At 62.2% G+C, this 17398-nt stretch carries 11 protein-coding genes; 3 read left to right on the top strand and 8 right to left on the bottom strand.

Annotated elements, in window-relative coordinates; all coding sequences use genetic code 11:
- Window positions 1–89: 89 nt before the first annotated feature.
- Together FHX76_RS13605 and FHX76_RS13600 are read left to right on the top strand one after the other, a co-directional pair.
- Complete coding sequence (locus FHX76_RS13605) at window positions 90–1310, top strand: sensor histidine kinase (protein WP_167151463.1); 1221 nt, start codon at window positions 90–92, stop codon at window positions 1308–1310.
- Window positions 1307–1957, top strand: a complete 651-nt coding sequence (locus tag FHX76_RS13600; RefSeq protein WP_167151462.1) for a response regulator transcription factor — start codon at window positions 1307–1309, stop codon at window positions 1955–1957. The genes FHX76_RS13605 and FHX76_RS13600 overlap by 4 nt, the downstream gene beginning before the upstream one ends.
- A gap of 93 nt (window positions 1958–2050) precedes the next feature.
- Here FHX76_RS13600 and FHX76_RS13595 read toward each other — a convergent pair whose 3' ends face one another.
- The gene (locus tag FHX76_RS13595) at window positions 2051–3694 is read right to left on the bottom strand and encodes a PucR family transcriptional regulator (RefSeq protein WP_167151460.1); all 1644 of its coding nucleotides are present in this window, start codon (window positions 3692–3694) and stop codon (window positions 2051–2053) included.
- 165 nt (window positions 3695–3859) lie between these two features.
- Here FHX76_RS13595 and FHX76_RS13590 point away from each other — a divergent pair, with 165 nt between their 5' ends.
- Window positions 3860–7315: a bifunctional proline dehydrogenase/L-glutamate gamma-semialdehyde dehydrogenase gene (locus FHX76_RS13590; protein ID WP_167151458.1), complete on the top strand. Its 3456-nt coding sequence runs from the start codon at window positions 3860–3862 to the stop codon at window positions 7313–7315.
- A 321-nt stretch (window positions 7316–7636) separates the two neighbouring features.
- Here FHX76_RS13590 and FHX76_RS13585 read toward each other — a convergent pair whose 3' ends face one another.
- The 7 genes from FHX76_RS13585 to FHX76_RS13555 all read right to left on the bottom strand — a co-directional run bounded on the left by FHX76_RS13585 (window position 7637) and on the right by FHX76_RS13555 (window position 16778).
- Window positions 7637–8848: a metal-dependent hydrolase family protein gene (locus tag FHX76_RS13585; protein ID WP_167151456.1), complete on the bottom strand. Its 1212-nt coding sequence runs from the start codon at window positions 8846–8848 to the stop codon at window positions 7637–7639.
- Window positions 8845–10563, bottom strand: a complete 1719-nt coding sequence (locus FHX76_RS13580; protein WP_167151454.1) for a hydantoinase B/oxoprolinase family protein — start codon at window positions 10561–10563, stop codon at window positions 8845–8847. The genes FHX76_RS13585 and FHX76_RS13580 overlap by 4 nt, the downstream gene beginning before the upstream one ends.
- Window positions 10563–12617 carry a hydantoinase/oxoprolinase family protein gene (locus FHX76_RS13575; RefSeq protein ID WP_167151452.1) on the bottom strand — a complete coding sequence of 685 codons (2055 nt, stop codon included), beginning with the start codon at window positions 12615–12617 and terminating at the stop codon, window positions 10563–10565. The genes FHX76_RS13580 and FHX76_RS13575 overlap by 1 nt, the downstream gene beginning before the upstream one ends.
- Window positions 12618–12718: 101 nt before the next feature.
- On the bottom strand, window positions 12719–13693 hold the full coding sequence (locus tag FHX76_RS13570; RefSeq protein ID WP_167151450.1) for an ABC transporter permease: 975 nt from the start codon (window positions 13691–13693) through the stop codon (window positions 12719–12721).
- The gene (locus tag FHX76_RS13565) at window positions 13690–15225 is read right to left on the bottom strand and encodes a sugar ABC transporter ATP-binding protein (protein WP_167151449.1); all 1536 of its coding nucleotides are present in this window, start codon (window positions 15223–15225) and stop codon (window positions 13690–13692) included. The genes FHX76_RS13570 and FHX76_RS13565 overlap by 4 nt, the downstream gene beginning before the upstream one ends.
- Window positions 15226–15256: 31 nt before the next feature.
- Complete coding sequence (locus FHX76_RS13560; RefSeq protein WP_167151447.1) at window positions 15257–16294, bottom strand: substrate-binding domain-containing protein; 1038 nt, start codon at window positions 16292–16294, stop codon at window positions 15257–15259.
- A 172-nt stretch (window positions 16295–16466) separates the two neighbouring features.
- On the bottom strand, window positions 16467–16778 hold the full coding sequence (locus FHX76_RS13555) for a hypothetical protein (protein WP_167151445.1): 312 nt from the start codon (window positions 16776–16778) through the stop codon (window positions 16467–16469).
- Window positions 16779–17398: the final 620 nt, after the last annotated feature.

The raw sequence follows: 17398 nt of genomic DNA, 5'->3' as shown, positions 1-17398 counted from the left end.
CGATCGGTCGGGGGTCAAAACGGCCAGCTGACCGGCCAGCCTTCACGACGTGCCAAGCCCACCAAAATAAACAAGGGATAATAAATACCATGCAATCGCCCGCCACGAGCCAAGCCAAGCCTCGGCTCTGGCGGGCGTTGCCGGTCGCACTCACAATCACCTTGGCCGTGAGCTATTTTGTGGTGGCTCGAACCGAAATATTTACGATCGTCAGCGAAGACGGCAACTGGGTCATCCCCATTACCCTCCTGGCGCAAGCCATGTTCCTCGGCTTCCGCTATCGCTGGCCGTTGATCACCTTTTGGGGAGTTATCGCACTCGATATCCCCATCATGTTCGTTTCGCACGGCGAGCTGACGGCCGCCTCGTTCGCCATCATGGTTGCAACGTATAACCTTCGACGTCATTCCGCTGCCAAACGTGCATACGCAATGATCGCCCTTGGCTTCGCCGTCACGACGGCCATCCATTTTCTGACCGTCCAACAGAGCACGCAGATAGTTGAAGAATGGCGACTCTTCGCCGCGCTCGGGCAAGCCCTTGCTACCTATGCAATTGCTTCGGTCATCGCGGAGGCGGTGCTGGCCCAAGGCAGGCTGTCCAGCATACTCAGGGAGCGAGCCGAGCTCGCGGAACGTGACCAAGAACGAAACGCGAAGGAAGCCGTTCAACAAGAACGAAACCTCATTGCCCGCGAACTCCACGACATCGCTGCACACCACCTCACCGGAATCATTTTGAGCAGCCAGGCCGTAAAATCCCTCCTCGTCAGCAACCCAGAGCAAGCGAGCGAATACCTCGCCACGGTTCAGTCAGAGGCACGCACAGCGCTCGAGAACATCCGCCAAACGGTTGGTCTGCTGCGAACGGATGGCGAGGGTGACCTGGCGCCTGCCCCCTCGCTTGACGACCTTCCGCAGCTGGTCAGCGAGCACAGGGCTCGGGGGACCACGGTCGAACTGTCAAGCATCGGCAACCCGGCGGCGCTCGGCACAATCGCTGGCATCGCGGTGTACCGGACGGTTCAAGAATCCCTTGCCAACGCAGCAAAACATGCGCCGGGGGCAGCGTGCACAGTCGAGGCGACCTGGACTGACACTCATCTGAGTATCGTGATCGCAAATTCGGCGTCAACACGTGAAGTCCTCTATGTACCTTCAGGGGGCCACGGCCTCCTCGGCATGCGCGAACGCGCATCACTTGTCAACGGAACCCTGACCGTTGGCCCGCGAGTCGACGGCGGCTGGTCAACTCAGCTCACCGTGCCGATCGCAGATCATCACAGCTCCCCCACCGAAAGCAGCCAATGATTCGAGTACTCATCGCCGACGACCAGGCCATTGTTCGGGCTGGCCTTACCGTTGTGTTGGAGGCAGAACCAGACATCACCGTGGTTGGACAGGCCGCCGACGGGTATCAGGCGGCCGAGCTTGCCGCCCGGCTCCAGCCGGATGTGGTGTGCATGGATATCCGGATGCCTGGCCGCGACGGCATCCAAGCAACCCGTGACATCATGGCGGCGCACGACAACATCCGAGTCCTTGTGGTCACCACGTTTGACCTCGACGATTACGTGTTTGGCGCGCTTGAGGCTGGCGCGGCGGGATTTCTCCTCAAGGGGTCTGACGAGGTCACGCTGACTAACGCCATTCGCTCTGTTGCCGAGGGCAACGGAACGCTTGACCAGCGACTCACCCGCCGTGTACTGAGCGAGTTTGCTCAGCGAAGGCCAGCCCGCGAGACCCAGCTCACGACGGTCGCCGAGCACCTGACCGCGCGCGAAATCGAAATCCTGACTCTGCTCGCCGAGGGCCTCTCGAACAAAGAGATCGCGGCCCAGCTGTTCATCGAGCCAACGACCGTGAAGTACCACCTGGCAAGTCTGCTCAGCAAGACGGGCTCGCGTGATCGTCTCCAGGTTGCGCTGTGGGCGCTCCGCAACGGCCTGGTGAGCTAGCTCACGAACGACAGTTTCGGCGTATTTTTGCCGTTTGGGCGTATCTTGCACGATACGCCCAAACGGGAAAAATACGCCGAAACCAGGGTGTAGCTATCCAATCCTGAGCAGGATGTTGAGCACGGCCCGCGTTGCGGGGTCGCCGAGATCGAGGCCACTGATGCTTTCGGCTCGGCCGATCCGGTAGCGCAGGGTGTTTGGGTGCACACGAAGCGTCTCGGCGGCGCCGCGCACATCGGCAAAGTGGTCGAGGTACGCGCGGATGCTCGCAACGAGATCGCCGTCGGAGGCAGCATCGTGCTGCCGAAGCCGCTCAAGTCGCGGGTCGCGCAGTTTTGGCTGCGTCTCAACGAGGGCCACGATTTCGCGCAGCAGCACGTCTGACCTGAGGCCAGAAAGCGACACGACGCTTGGGTAGCGGGCCGGGTCCCGGCGCACCGCATCCATGAGATGATCAATCGCGCGGCGGGCGTCTGTCACGCCCTCAACGCCGTCATTGGCTTCGGCGACGGCCGCGCGGAGCCCAGGCCCAAATCGGCCTGCCGCTCCAGAAAGCGCATTGGCAGCCCACCGTTCAAGGTTGCCGATGGTTGGTGTTGCGGCCACCCCGTAGAGCCGGTTTCCCTTCGCCGCGAGCACGATTGGCCGTCGGTAACTGGCAGCGTGCAGCCGAAGGTAGCTCATGACGTCTGACGGCGAAGCTGGGTCTCGCCCGTCAACTCCGAGTGGCACAAAGCCGACGACCGCGATGAGGTCATTCGCTTGCGGGTTGAGCAGGGAGGCAAGCGCATAGGTTTCGGCGACACTCGCGTCGCCCGAGCCGAGCCCGAGCGCGCCGAGCACGAGCGCATCCTCTCGTTGCACCGCGTGCCGTCGCCCCTGCAAGAGCCTTGCGGCGAGCCGGGCCGCTCCGGGAAGCAGGGTGTCGGCATCGCCCGAAAAGTCAGTGGATCCGCGCTGAACCCAGATGTTGCCTATGTGCGCTCCCTCAGAGTGGATGCCTGCCGCAAGCCTGGCCGCCCGTCCAAGCTCCGGGTTTGCCGGGACCCGCAGCATCCCACCCTCTTCGGCAAGCGCACGGAGCACACCCTCATCGCTCAGCCGCCGCATTTGGTCGGCAGGGCCGCGCCGGCCAAGGATCGAGGAGATGCGCAGTTCATCAGCCCCCTCAGTTGCCTGCGAATACGCGAGCACCTCTCCGCCGATTTCTTCGATCGTGACAAGCCCACGCACCTGGGTAGCGACGGTCTCGGCAAGCGCAAACAGGTCGCCGATATCGTCGCCCGAAAACTGTGCGGCCGCGGAGCTGGGATGCGGCGCGCCGGGGATCAGCAGCCGCTGGAGGATGCCCATCAGTTGGTCCCAGCTGGCCTCGTGATGCACCCGGACAACGGTCACACCGCGCCCATCGGCAAGCCGCACGGCGTCATCAAGCCCCACCGCTGGCGTCTCATCTTCGGCACCGAGTTTTGCGAAGACAACGGTGTTGTCACGCACGAGTGGAAGGAGTTCTGCCAGTTGTTGACCGCGCACGCCAACGAGGACAAGGGCATCCGTTTGGGGGATGCTGTTGCTTCGTAGCTCGTCGGCCTCAACAAGGGCAACGGAGCGAACGGGATCGTCAAGCCGTGCCTGCCCGGTGACCAGCTCGACGAGCGGCTGGCCGACCGTGTTGAGCAGGCCCCTGAGCGTGGTTGAACCGTCTGATCGGCCCCGTTCGTGAACGTGCTGCGGCATCCAAACTCCCTCGTCGAAACCATTGTTCAATCGGCCAATGCCTGACGATAAGTATTTCACATTTGGCCAACGAAATCTGCCGTGTTCGGACGTACATTTGAGCAGATAGCTTCACCCCCAGATTTTTGAACACCAACGCCAGTAAAACCAGTAAGGGCCTTCACCATGACACTGCAGCAGACGCCAACGGGGGCAACCCCAACATCCGGCAACGAGGTGACGAGCGACGCAACCGTTGCACTCGTTGAGAAGTGGCTCAAGGCCAGCGAGGCCTACGCCCCAAGCAAGTCAGCTTCGCTCCTGGCAGAGACGCTCAAGGATGCCAGCGGCCTCGAGTTCACCCTCGGCTTTGTTGACCTCGTGGTACGCCCAGAAGACCTCAAGGTTGCCGCCAAGAACCTGAAGCAGCTCTCGTCGAACGCGCCAAAGTTCCTCCCCGGCTACATGCGCCTCGCCATTGGCGTTGGCGGAACCATGGCACCGGCGTTCCCCGGCATCGTTGTGCCGATCGCCCGCAAGGTGCTGCGCGGCATGGTGAACCACCTCATCCTCGATGCCCGCCCGCAGAAGCTCGGTAACGGAATCAAGCACCTCACCGCAGAGGGCAACCGCCTCAACATCAACCTGCTCGGCGAGGCCGTGCTTGGCGATGGCGAAGCAGACCGTCGCCTGCAGGGAACGCACGACCTGCTCTCACGCCCAGACGTTGAATACGTTTCGATCAAGGTTTCCTCGGTCGTGAATGAGCTCAGCCTGTGGGACTACGACCAGACCGTCACGAACGTTGTTGAGCGCCTCACCCCGCTCTACCAGATGGCGGCCTCGTCACCAACGCCGAAGTTCATCAACCTGGACATGGAGGAGTACCACGACCTCCACCTCACCATCGATGTGCTCAAGACCATGCTCGACAAGCCAGAGTTCCTCACGCTTGACGCCGGCATCGTGCTGCAGGCCTACCTGCCAGACGCCCTCGCCGCTCTGCAGGACCTCACTGAATGGTCGAAGGCCCGCCGCGCGCGCGGAGGAGCCCCGATCAAGGTGCGCGTTGTGAAGGGCGCCAACCTCGCAATGGAGGGCGTTGCCGCCAAGACCCACGGCTGGGAACTCGCAACCTACAACACCAAGCAGGACTCAGACACCAACTACAAGCGTGTGCTCGACTGGGCACTCACGCCAGAGAACACCGACGCGGTTCGCCTCGGCATCGCAGGCCACAACCTCTTCGACATCGCCCACGCTCACCTGCTCTCACAGGCACGTGGCGTTGAGAACAACGTTGAGTTCGAAATGCTGCTCGGGATGGCAGAGGGCCAGGCAAAGGCCCTCACCGCCGACGTCGGCCAGCTGCTGCTCTACACGCCCGTTGTGCGCCCCGAGAACTTCGACGCCGCCATCAGCTACCTCGTGCGCCGTCTCGAAGAAAACGCCAGCCCGCAGAACTTCATGTCGGCCGTGTTTGAACTCACCAAGAACCGCTCGCTCTTCGACCGGGAGAAGAACCGCTTCCTCGCCTCGCTTGCCGCGCTCGACAACGAACCGGCCGGAACCGTTCCAGGGCCAAACCGTCAGCAGTCTCGCCTGACGGATGCCGCTCCCCTGCTTGAGGGCGGCTTCGAGAACACCCCAGACACCGACTCCGCGCTCCCAGACAACCGCACCTGGGCGACCGCAATCATCGGCAAGATCGAGGGCTCGACCCTCGGCGTTGCGGAGATCGACGCGGCCAAGGTCACCGAAGAGGGCAAGCTCAACGAGATCATCGAGGGCGCACTCGCGGCCCAGGTTGGCTGGCACGCAGGTGGAGCATCCGCCCGCGCCACCATCCTTCGCCGCGCAGCTCAGGCGCTCGAAGCGCACCGTGGAGACCTCATCGAGGTTGCCGCCTCCGAAACCGGCAAGACGGTTGACCAGGCAGACCCAGAGATCTCGGAAGCCATCGACTTCGCCAACTACTACGCCGAGCAGGCAGAACTGCTCGAAACGGTTGAGGGCGCGGCCTTCACGCCCGCGCGACTCACCGTCGTGACGCCTCCGTGGAACTTCCCCATCGCAATCCCGACCGGTTCGGTGCTCTCAGCGCTGGCCGCAGGCTCGGCAGTGGTCATGAAGCCGGCACCGCAGGCAAAGCGCTGCTCGGCAGTGATCGCCAACATCCTCTGGAACGCGGGTATCCCACGCGACGTGCTCGCGCTCGTCGACATCGAAGAGGGCGAACTTGGCAAGCAGCTCGTTTCGCACCCAAAGGTGGAGCGCGTCATCCTCACCGGTGGCTTTGAAACCGCGGAGCTGTTCCGTTCATGGCGCGACGACCTCCCGCTGCTCGCAGAGACCAGCGGAAAGAACTCCATCATTGTCACGCCAAGCGCCGACATCGACCTCGCGGTTGCCGACGTTGTGTACTCGGCCTTCGGCCACGCAGGCCAGAAGTGCTCGGCCGCCAGCCTCGTCATCCTCGTTGGCGCAATGGGCAAGTCCGACCGCTTCCTCAACCAGCTCATCGACTCGGCAAGCAGCCTCCGTGTTGACTACCCGACCAACCCAGCAGCACAAATGGGACCGATCATCGAGCCGGCCACAGGCAAGCTCGACTGGGCCCTCAACACGCTGGATGCCGGCGAAAAGTGGGCCGTCAAGCCCCGCAAGATGGACAGCACCGGGCGCCTGTTCTCCCCCGGAATCCGCCTCGGCGTGACCGAGGGAAGCCGCTTCCACACGACCGAGTTCTTCGGACCGGTCCTCGGCGTCATCAGCGTCCCAACCCTTGAGGACGCCATCCGCGTGCAGAACGGCACCGACTACGGCCTCACCGCGGGGCTCCACTCGCTCGACCCACAGGAACTCAAGGTGTGGCTGCGCGAGGTCCAGGCCGGAAACCTGTACGTCAACCGCGGCATCACTGGCGCGATCGTTCGTCGCCAACCGTTTGGTGGCTGGAAGCGCTCGGCAATCGGCGCAGGCACCAAGGCCGGTGGACCGAACTACCTGTTCGGCCTTGGCTCATGGGCACCGGCAAGCGTGACCACAACCTCGCAGAACCCGCTCGACACCCGCGTGCAGGGCATCCTGACCGCCGCAAAGAGCGCAAGCGCAGACCTGAACCAGCTCGCAACGGCCGCTCAGCTCGACGAGGCCGCCTGGCGCGACGAGTTTGGCACGGCACGCGACGTCTCGGCCCTCGGGGTTGAGCGCAACGTGTTCCGCTACCTGCCAGCGCCCGCCGGCATCCGCGTGAGTGAATCAGCAACGCCGACCGACGCCATCCGCGTGGTCATCGCGGCAGTTCGCGCCGGTAACACGGCCCCTGTCAGCTCGGGAATCGACCTGCCAGCAGAGGTTGTGCGTGCCGCGCAGAACGCAGGCATCACGATCACGAAGCAGAGCGACTCGGCCTGGCTCTCGACCCTCAAGGGCACCAACCTCGCCCGCATCCGCGTGGTTGGCGCGCCGAGCAGCGACCCACACGCGGCGCTTGGTGGCCGAGTGGATGTTGCGCTCTACACCGACCCAGTCACGGTCGCCGGACGCGTTGAGATGCTGCCCTTCCTGCGCGAGCAGGCAGTAGCTATTACGGCTCACCGCTTCGGAAACCCTGACTCGTGGTCAGAGGGCGTGCTCTAACCGCTAGCTTCACTGAGACTGCCCCCTGTGCTTCTGGCGCAGGGGGCAGTTTTGTGCCCGCGCCCCGCCAGCCAACCGCCTCAGCGACACGGCCTCCCCGCAGTCTCCGCCAAAACATCGAGTGCCCGCATATCGACCTAAGATCTCGTCTTTAGGTCGATATGAGGGCACTGGACGGCAACCGCACAGCCCACGCCCCCACCCCCCACCAGCACAAGCGCCGAGTGCCCCCATATCGACCTAAGCTCAGGCTTTAGGGTCGATATGAGGGCACTCGATGACCTCTGCACCCGCGATGTGCAGGTGTGGGATGCGCCAGCCTCAGCGAGAGACGATTGCGCCGTTCTGCACAACCACGCGGGAATACTGCTCATCGGTAATGAGTTCTGGCTGCTCAAACGGGTTACCGTCGAAAACCACAACGTCGCCAGCAAAGCCTTCGGCGATGCGGCCGATGTTGTCCTGCTGCAGCAGGGCCGCGTTCACCGAGGTCACCGAACGGAGCGCGTTGAGTACACCGTCAACCTCAATCTGCAGCACGAGGCCGCGCAGCTGGTCATCGGCGAGGTCGCCCATGAGGTCGGAGCCAAAGCCAATCTGCACTCCTGCGGCACGAGCAAGCACAATAGCCTGCTGCCCGGCGACAAGCACCTCTTTGTTTTTGGCTTGTGACACCTCGGGGAGGCCCATTGCCGCGCCACGACGGTCCATCGCGTCATACGCTGCGAGGGTTGGCACCAGGAAGGCATCGTGCTCAGCCATCAGCTGCGCCGTCTCGGCATCAAGCAGGTTGCCGTGCTCGATCGAACGAACGCCGTTCTCAACCGAGTGCCGGATGGCCTCTGGCGAGTATGCGTGCGCGGCCACGTAGCTGCCGCGGCGCGTAGCCTCGGCAACGGCGACCTGCACCTCTTCGTTTGAGTACTGCGGAATCCGGATGGGGTCCGTGAGCGAGATCACGCCGCCGCTCGCCATGATCTTGATGGCGTGTGCGCCGTGGTGCAGGCGCTCGCGCACCGCGTGACGGATGGCCTCAACACCGTCAACAACCTCGGTCATGCAGCCGTCTTCGAGGCATTCGTTGAGTTCACCGTCGCGCGGGTCGCCGTGGCCACCCGTCTGGCTCAGCCCTGGACCGGTGAAGAAATAGCGCGGCGAAGGGATGAGGCCCTCGCGAACGGCCCTCGCAAGGCCCTGGTCCCCTCCGGCAACGTCGCGCACGGTGGTGAAGCCGCGACGCAGCGCATCCTCAAGGCGAAGGCTGCCCTTGAGAGCAACGTAGCTTTTTGGCGACTTCTCGATAATGCCGCTCAACAGGCTAATGGCGTAGGCGTGGAAGTGGGCGTCAATCATGCCGGGGACAACCGTGCGCCCCTCAGCGTCGTAAACGTCTTCTCCACCGGCGGCGACAACGCCAGCACCCACGTCGGTAATCACGCCGTCAACGATACGAATGCCACCCTCAACGAGGGTCTCACTCACACCGTCAAAAATGACGGCGTTGACGATGGTCAGTGTGGATGCTTGGGTCATGAGGATGCCTTCGAACGGAGCGTGTTGGTGCGCGCCACATCAACGGCAAACGAACCTGGGTCTACTACAACACCATAGTCGCGTTCGGCCGCCAGAATCGAGACAAAACCGTTGCGAACGTCGCGGGCCACGGCATCCGCATCGCGATCAAACGCGCGGCCGTATCCGCCACCACCACCGGTGTTGTTTGCGAGCACCTCGCCGGCCTTGAGATGGTTGTAACTTCCCGCCTTGATGACTTCACGTTCGGTGCCTGGGTTGATCACAATTTGGTTCGGCACGCCCTGTTCCCCGCCGTTAATAGCCCACGGCGCCGACTTCGTCTTGTAGACGAGGCAGATGCCAACGGAGTCTGCCGTGAAGCGATACACGCGGCTCACACCAACGCCACCCCGGTAGAATCCTGCGCCGCCCGTGTCGGGACGGTAGCCGTAGGACTCAATGATCATTGGTGACTTCGTTTCGAGCACCTCAACCGGGTTGTTGCGGCATCCGGGTTCCGAAAGGTGCATGATGCCGTCTTCGCCGTCGCCGGAAGAGTGTGCACCAAATCCAACGGCCTCGTTGGTCGCCTCAAGCCACGAGTCTCCCGTGCGCGGGTTCACGCCGAGGCCCATCATTGAGCACACGTCTCCGCCTGAGCAGGCCGGCACCAAGTCTGGAAGGCCCTGCGAAAGCGCTTTGAGCACCACCTCGCCCGCAAGCAACCCGGTCCACAGCGTGAATGTTGGCATCGGATGCACGGCGTGCATCACGCTTCCTGGCTCGGTGATCACGCGGAGCGGCGCAAAGTTGCCAGCAACCACCGGGGTGTCCGGCGTGGTGAGCGACTTGAAGATGAGGCTGCAGAGGGCCTCCGTCTGACCAACCGGCAGGTTGATCGGCCCCTTAAGACCGGTTGCGCTCCCGGACCAGTCGATGATCATCTCGTCGTCGGTGATGGTGACGGTGGCGTTCAGCTTCACAAGGTCGTCAACGTCGATGCCATCGCTGTCAACGAAGTCGTGCGCGTTCCACGTGCCGTTTGGCAGCTCCTTGAGCGCAAGCAGCGCAAGGTTCTTGCCGTGCTCGTTGATGCGTCGCATGCCCTCGCGGAGCGCCTCAACTCCATACTTACTCGCGATCTCCTTGGTACGGCGAGCGCCAGAGAAGCAGGCAGAGACCTGGGCCTGGATGTCGCCGATGGTGCGCTCTGGCATCCGCGAGTTGAAGCGAAGGAAGTTGAAGATCTCGTCGTTCTGCACGCCGTTCTGATACAGGCGGGTTGCGGGGAAGACGAGGCCCTCCTGGAAGATGTCGGTCGAGTCGAGCACATATCCGGCATCCTTCTGCTTGAGGTCAAGCACGTGGATGCGGCACGACGCAAAGCCGATGAGTTCGCCCTCAAAATGGATGGGGGCAAACACAAGCGGGTCGAGGGTGTGCGCTGACGACCAGTAGGGGTAGTTGAGGATGAACACGTCGCCCTCACCCATGCCGTCGATGCCAAGGAACTCGATCGACTTCTTGATGCCGTAGTCGTTGCCACGGGTGAAGACGGCAATACCGGGCGCATCCGCAACCACGTCGCCGTTGACGTCGTGGATGCCGATGCCGTAATCGTGAATCTCGTAAACCACCGTGTTGTAGGCGGTGCGGCAGAGGTTGCGGGCAACCTCCTCGGCAGCGGCAAGAAGGCCGTGCCTGATGATCTCAGTGGTAATTGCGTCGTTCATTACGCGCCTTCCGTCTCTGGTGTTGCGATGGTGATAACCAGTTCGCCGTATGGGCCAACGCGAAGGGTGTCGCCCTCGTGCATAACCGTGGTCGCGGTGTGTTCGGTGATAACTGCTGGTCCCGCGATCTCATCTCCTGCGAGCAGGCTCTCGCGCGAGTACAGCGAATACTGCTGCGAGTCTGCGTCGGTGAGGTGCACCGTCCGCTCCCCGATGCGGGGAATCTCGCCGCCAGTGCGAGCCTCAATCGTTGGGATGGATGGCTTGTCAACGATGCCGTTGGCCATCACGCGGAACGTGGTGATCTCAATCGGATCGCTCATGGTGTGCCCATACTGACGCTCGTGCAGTTCGAAGAACTCGCGCTCGACGGTCGCGACAAAGCTGTCGTCGATGACCGACGGGCAGGCAACGGTCACGGAGTGCTCCTGGCCGGAATAGCGAACATCGATCGAGCGCTCGAAATGGCGCGCATCCTCGGCAAAACCCTCGCCGTCGAGCGTGGCGTTGGCTTCGTCTTCCATCTCTGCATAGGCGCGCTGCACGTAGTCGGTCTCGATGCTGTTGAGGAACGTGACCGAGGTGCGGGCATAATCGTGCTGGACGTCGGCCATAAGCATCCCGAGGGCCGAAAATGCGCCCTGCCCAGGAGGAACCACAACCGATGGGATGCCAAGCTCGCGTGCAACATCAACGGCAACGAGCCCGCCGCCTCCGCCAAACGAGAGGAGCGAGAAGTCGACTGGGTCGAGTCCAAGCTCAACCGTAATCGCCCGAACCGCGCCCATGATCTTGGTCGTTGAGATCTGCACGACGCCGCGGGCGAGGGCGAGGGCCGTCATCCCAAGCTGCGCGGCAACCGGTTCAAGAGCGGCAACGGATTTTTTGGCGTCAAGCGTGAGCGTTCCGCCCAGCGGGGTGTCACCGCCGAGGTAACCGATGGCGAGGGCCGCATCGGTGAAGGTCGGCTGCTCGCCGCCGCGACCGTAGGCTGCTGGCCCTGGAAACGCGCCAGCGCTCTGCGGGCCAACCTGCAGGGCACCGGCACCATCCAGCCACGCGATTGAGCCGCCACCGGCACCGATGGTCTGGATGTTGAGCGACGGAGTATTAATAGGGAGGCCCTCAAACTCGGCGCCCTGGTACAGCAGCGGCGAGTGGTCAAGCACGAGGGAGGCGTCAAGGCTTGTGCCGCCCATGTCGATCGTGATGAGGTTTGGGGTGTTGATGAGGTGCGAGAACGCCGCGGCACCAATCACGCCGCCGGCGGGGCCAGACAGGATGAGGTTCACCGGCTGCTCGCGGGCTGCGGTCGCCGTCATTGCTCCGCCGCCGGAGCGAGACATGAGGAACTGCCCGCCAAAGCCGCGGCCGATGAGCTCGTCCTCAAGGGCGTGTAGGTAGCGGCGCATGATGGGCTTAATGTAGGCGTCGAGCACGGCGGTGCTTGTGCGCTCGTATTCGCGGTACTCTCGCGAGAGTTCGTGCGAGAGCGTGACCTCAACCTCAGGCGCCACCTCAAGCAGGATTTCGCGCATCCGCTGTTCGTGAGCGGGGTTGGTGTACGAGTGTAGGAATGTGATGGCAACTGCCTCGTAGCCGCGCTCCTTGATGGTCTCGGCAATCGACCTGGCCTCGGCCTCATCCAGCGGGCGCACAACCGAGCCGTCGAAGTAGCTGCGCTCGTCAACCTCAAACGTGTCGTAGCGCTCAAGCAGCGCCTTCGGTTTGCGGTATTTGATGTCGTACATGACGTTGCGGTCGGTGCGGCCAAGCAGGTAGACGTCCCTGAACCCCTTGGTCGAGATGATGGCAACCCTGGCTCCGCGCCTGGTGAGCAACGAATTGAGGCCAAGGGTTGTGCCGTGGTTAAACATCACAACATCGGCGATGTTGGCCTCGGCCCGATCAAAACCCTCAAGAACACCCTTGGTCGGCTCGGTCGAGGTGGTGGCGACTTTCTCGAAGCGCAGTTCGCCGGTTTCGGGAACCAGCTTCACCACGTCGGTGAAGGTTCCTCCCACGTCGACTGCGACTCTCACCTGATGGGACATAAACATAACTCCTTCTTATTGGGATGCGAACCTGCATCTATTTGCGACTTTCTGTTCAGAAAAGCCGCAAATTCCGCAGAAACTCGCAAATAGATGCAGGTTTAGCGGCGCTTACCAACCGCGGCGAGCGCGACGGCGGCCAGGATGATCAGACCCGTCACCAGATCCTTGATCTGCGGGTTGAAATTGAGGATGTCGAAACCGTTGCCGATGAGCGCGATGAGGAACACACCAGCAACCGAGCGCCACACCGCCCCAACACCGCCGTAGATACTCGTCCCGCCAAGGATGACGGCGGCGATGGCCTGCAGCTCGATGCCGGTTCCCGCCTGTGGCTGGCCAGAGCCGATGCGCGAAACCGCGATGGCGGCCGCGATGCCTGCGGCAAGCCCGCTGAGCATAAACACGATGACGCGCATCTTGTCGACCCTCACACCAGACAGGTGAGCGGCCTCGTCATTGCCGCCGATCGCAAACACATAGCGACCAAACGTGGTGCGCTTGAGCACAAACCACATGACGCCGGCAACGACGACAAGAATAAACACCGGCACAAAGATCCCGCCGATGCGCTCCCGACCAAGCCAGGAGAACCCTGGAGTTGTGACGGTGATGAGCGAGCCGCCGGTGATGAGCACGGCAACCGCTTTGAACACCAGGCTCGACGCGAGCGTCGCGAGGAACGAGTGCACCCGAAGCATCGTCACGGCGAGCCCGTTGAGTAGGCCGAGGATGAGACCAACCACCGGGGCGGCCAGCAGCGCCAGCGCCGCGTTATCAGTCGCGACGGCGACGCTTGCGGCAAGCACGCTACCAACCGCAAAAATCGCGCCCGTCGAGAGATCAAAGGCACCGGAGATCACCACAAACGTTCCCGCCGTCGCGATGATCGCGAGCGGTGCGTTCTGGTTGATGATGTTGACGATGTTGTTAAAGGTCAGGAATGACGGCGACGAAATGCTCAGCACGATAAACAGCACAACAAGCAGAATCAGAACGGCGTAGTCCCGTGCAAAAGTCAGGATCGAGACCGCTTTGGTGTCTCGAGTTCCAACCGCGGGTGACGTGATACTCATAGGGTGGCTTCCTTCTGGTCTTCAACGGCAAATAGCCGTGCCAAAACTTCTTCAACGGTGGTGCTGGCTGGGTCAACATCCCCAGTGAGGGTGCCCCCGCTCACCAGGTGCGCCCTGTGGGCGAGGCCAAGGACTTCTTCGTGTTCTGACGAGATCAGCAGCACGCCAATCCCCTGTTTTGCGAGGTCGGCGATGAATTCGTAGATCGTCAGCTTCGCGCCAACGTCAACGCCACGAGTTGGTTCATCGAGGATGACAAACTTGGGTTCGCCAATAAGCCACTTACCCAGCAGAGCTTTCTGCTGGTTGCCTCCCGAGAATCCTTGGACGGTCAGTCCAACCTTGAGCGGGCGCATGTCGAGTTCGCCAACGATCTTGGTGACTTGGCGTTTCTCTTCCGCGGACTTAATCACCCCGCCCGTCGTGAACCGACGAAGGAACGCGAGCGAGACGTTCTCGAGCACGCTCCGTTCGAGCACGAGCCCCTGGCCGTGGCGATCTTCTGGCACCATCACGAGACCGCGTTCTTTGGTAGATCTTGGGGTGCCATTTGTGAGGTCGGCACCGTCGAAGGTAACTTGGCCGCCCGTTGTGCGGTCGGCCCCGGCGATTGCCCTCGCGATCTCGGTGCGACCTGAACCAACAAGCCCAAGCAGCCCAACGATCTCCCCTGGCCGCACCTCGAAGCTCACGTCGTGCACGCCAGCAGGAGTTGCCAGGCCTTCGACCGTGAGCAGGGGTTTGGCCGAGGGGTCGGCCCCTGGCGAGCGCTCTGGGAACGACACCGAGAGCGCGCGCCCGAGCATCCCCTCAACGATGGATTTTTTCGTCTCGCTCGCAACGTCTGCCGTGCGGATGAGTTTGCCGTCGCGCATGATCGTGACGCGGTCGCTCACCTCAAGCACGGCATCAAGGAAATGCGAAACATAGATGATGGTGCAGCCGCGCGCCTTGAGGCGGTGGATGAGCTCGTGCAGCCGCTTGGTTTCGTGCGCGGTGAGGGATGAGGTTGGCTCGTCCATCACGATGACGTTGGCATCCCTGGCAATCGCCCGCAAGATTTCGACCTTTTGCAGGTCGGCGATGCGAAGCGACTCAATCTTTGCTTTCGGGTCGAGCCCAAACTGGGCCGTCTTCTCAAGCTCAACAAAGCGCTCGGTGACTCCGCCTCGCATGATGCCGCCGATATTTTTCTCGATGCCAAGGAAGACGTTCTGCTCAACCGTGAGATCTGGCACAAGTGAAAGCTCCTGGGCAATCATGACGACGCCCCTTCGTTGAGCGTTCACCGGGTCCCACCTGCCAACGGCAGTTCCGCCAACCGCCAGTTGCCCGCTGTCGGGCACGTAGACCCCTGCGATCACTTTGCCAAGCGTGGATTTACCGGCGCCGTTCTCGCCGACAAAGGCGTGCACTTCACCCGCCCGAATCGTGAGATCTACGGAGTCGAGGGCCTGAGTACCGCCAAAGCGTTTGGAGACGGCGGTGAGCTGGATGATGTCTGTTTGTTGGATGACTGTCTGCTGGTTCATGTGGGACCCGATGTTTCGCCCTAGGCCGGCCTTAGCCGTCCCACTCGCCCGTGAAGTCTGGCGTCTCGTCGAGGGTTTCTTTGGTGACGAAGGCATCCATACCGCCAACCGCGTCGGCGTCAACAACCGCCTTCACGTCTTTGCCCTCAAGCGAGTTGATGAGCTGCTCAAGCGCGGCAGAACCCATTGACACTGGGAAGTTGAGGTAGTCGGCCTGCCAGATGCCGTCGCGCACGGCGGTCACGGCGCCGGTCGTTCCTCCTCCACCGGTGAGGTACACGCTCGACGGCTCAATGCCGGCATTCTCAAGCGCGATCTGAGCGCCGGTGGTCTGCTGATCGGCGTTCGAGAGGATGACGTTGACGTCTGGCGTACTCTGCAGCATGTTTGAGACGGCCGTGAGCGACTTATCACGGTCGTAGTTGCCCTCAAGCTCCGAAACGATCTCGATGTTCTTCTCGGAGTCGAGCACCTCACGGTATGCGTCGCGGCGGGCGACATCGAGCGTGGCGCTCAGGTTGCCAACGAGCAAGGCGACCTTGCAGGGGTCGATGTCTTTGCAGTAGTCAACAACAAGCTCTGCTTGCGTGGTTGCGGCGTCCGATGGCGGCACGGCGACGGTTGAAACGACGCCCTCAACCTGCGCCTCCATCTTGTCGATGTCGGGCCCGATGGGGTTGAGTACGGCAACAACGGGGATCTCGTTGACCGTTGGGAACGCCGCGGCAAGGGTCGGCCCGTCGTTTGGCACAACGATCACGCCGTCGTATTGGCTGTCGCCCGTCACGTTTTGCAGCTGGGACAGCTGCGTCTCCGAGTTAAACTGCCCGTCGAGCAGCGTGAGATTGACCTTCTTATCGAGGGTCTTTGCGTAGTCTTCAACGCCTTTGTAGACGGCCTGGTTGTAGCCGTTCTGGCTGGATGCGGCGAGGACGGCTACGTTGTAGCTGTCACCGTCGGCGTTGCTTTCCCCACCGTTGCCGTTGTTGGCACATCCGGTGAAGAGGAGTAGGGCGGATGCCGAGAGCGCGATTGCTCCGAGCGATTTCTGAATGCGTGTCTTGGTCACTGTGTATTCCTTGGTGTCACTGCTACTCATGAGTTCACGTGCGCTGAAGTCTTCGCGCTCGCGAGGTAGTGCGTAACGCCCTAGTTAGTGGGGCGTCAGTGGCGCGCCGCCAGGACGACGGCACGTGCGCTGCGTGGTGGATGCGTGCGGCATCCCTTGCAGCGCAGGACAGCTAGCTTGAAACTGATTGGCGAATCTCGAAGGTTTTGCCTTCGCCAACCTCAACGCCATCGAGAATCTTGTTGAGTTTCTCGTTGGACTGGTCGCGCCAGGGGTTGTCAATCCATCCCTGGTAGGCCTCTGTTGAAGGCCACAGCTCGGTCACCATAATCTCGCCCGATCCGTCGGTGCGCACCGAGAGCTCGGAGGCGAGGGCTTCGGAGTGTTCGAGCGAGAATGCCAGGATGTCGTGAAGGGAAAAGAACTCCACCACGTCTTCGACGCGCTCTGGGGTTGCTTTGAGGCTGAGTACGGTACGAATCATGTGGGTCTCGTTTCTGTTCGCCACTCGACGCAACTGTGTCTCGTTGCCCCGTTGGAGGTGGGCGCATCATTGCGCGCTTTTACGTTATGTGACATGGTACATATCGCCGAGATTGAGGCATTGGGCAAATTGCTCATCCATGAGGATGCCCCGAATGCAGTCTGCATAACGCAGAACGGCCTGCTTTACGGGAACCCCGCAAACGCTGGCCATTCCGACCGGTCGACCCAGCCAAGATTTCACCGTTTCTTTCTAGAAACACCCTGGACACCTCGGCCCTGCCGTGCTGGCGCCCGGCCACACCCCCACCCGTCTCCCATCACCCCGCCCTCTCGACCCGCCCTGCCTTCTCCTTTCTCCCCTCGCCCCATCACCTCACCCCATCCCCTCATCCCCTCACCCATTGGTCCCTGACTCCTGACTCCTGACTCCTGACCACTGACCACTGACTCCTGGCCCACTGGCCAATCTCCCCTCATCCCCTCGCCCGCCCTCGACACGACCCGCCCACCCGCTTCTCCCCTCTTCCCATCGCCCCACCTCCAACCCACCCTCCGTTCGCCTATCTGTTCGCCCCAAAAGCCGGTTATTCGCCCCAAAATGCCGGACTTTGGGGCGAA

It is taken from the genome of Lysinibacter cavernae (genome assembly GCF_011758565.1).
Lineage (GTDB): Bacteria > Actinomycetota > Actinomycetes > Actinomycetales > Microbacteriaceae > Lysinibacter > Lysinibacter cavernae.
This window is presented reverse-complemented; position numbering and strand designations above follow the sequence as displayed.

Coding starts and splice junctions, on each gene's coding strand:
- FHX76_RS13605 (WP_167151463.1), top strand. CDS start 90: ATGCAATCGCCCGCCACGAGCCAAGCCAAGCCTCGGCTCTGGCGGGCG.
- FHX76_RS13600 (WP_167151462.1), top strand. CDS start 1,307: ATGATTCGAGTACTCATCGCCGACGACCAGGCCATTGTTCGGGCTGGC.
- FHX76_RS13595 (WP_167151460.1), bottom strand. CDS start 3,694: ATGCCGCAGCACGTTCACGAACGGGGCCGATCAGACGGTTCAACCACG.
- FHX76_RS13590 (WP_167151458.1), top strand. CDS start 3,860: ATGACACTGCAGCAGACGCCAACGGGGGCAACCCCAACATCCGGCAAC.
- FHX76_RS13585 (WP_167151456.1), bottom strand. CDS start 8,848: ATGACCCAAGCATCCACACTGACCATCGTCAACGCCGTCATTTTTGAC.
- FHX76_RS13580 (WP_167151454.1), bottom strand. CDS start 10,563: ATGAACGACGCAATTACCACTGAGATCATCAGGCACGGCCTTCTTGCC.
- FHX76_RS13575 (WP_167151452.1), bottom strand. CDS start 12,617: ATGTCCCATCAGGTGAGAGTCGCAGTCGACGTGGGAGGAACCTTCACC.
- FHX76_RS13570 (WP_167151450.1), bottom strand. CDS start 13,693: ATGAGTATCACGTCACCCGCGGTTGGAACTCGAGACACCAAAGCGGTC.
- FHX76_RS13565 (WP_167151449.1), bottom strand. CDS start 15,225: ATGAACCAGCAGACAGTCATCCAACAAACAGACATCATCCAGCTCACC.
- FHX76_RS13555 (WP_167151445.1), bottom strand. CDS start 16,778: ATGATTCGTACCGTACTCAGCCTCAAAGCAACCCCAGAGCGCGTCGAA.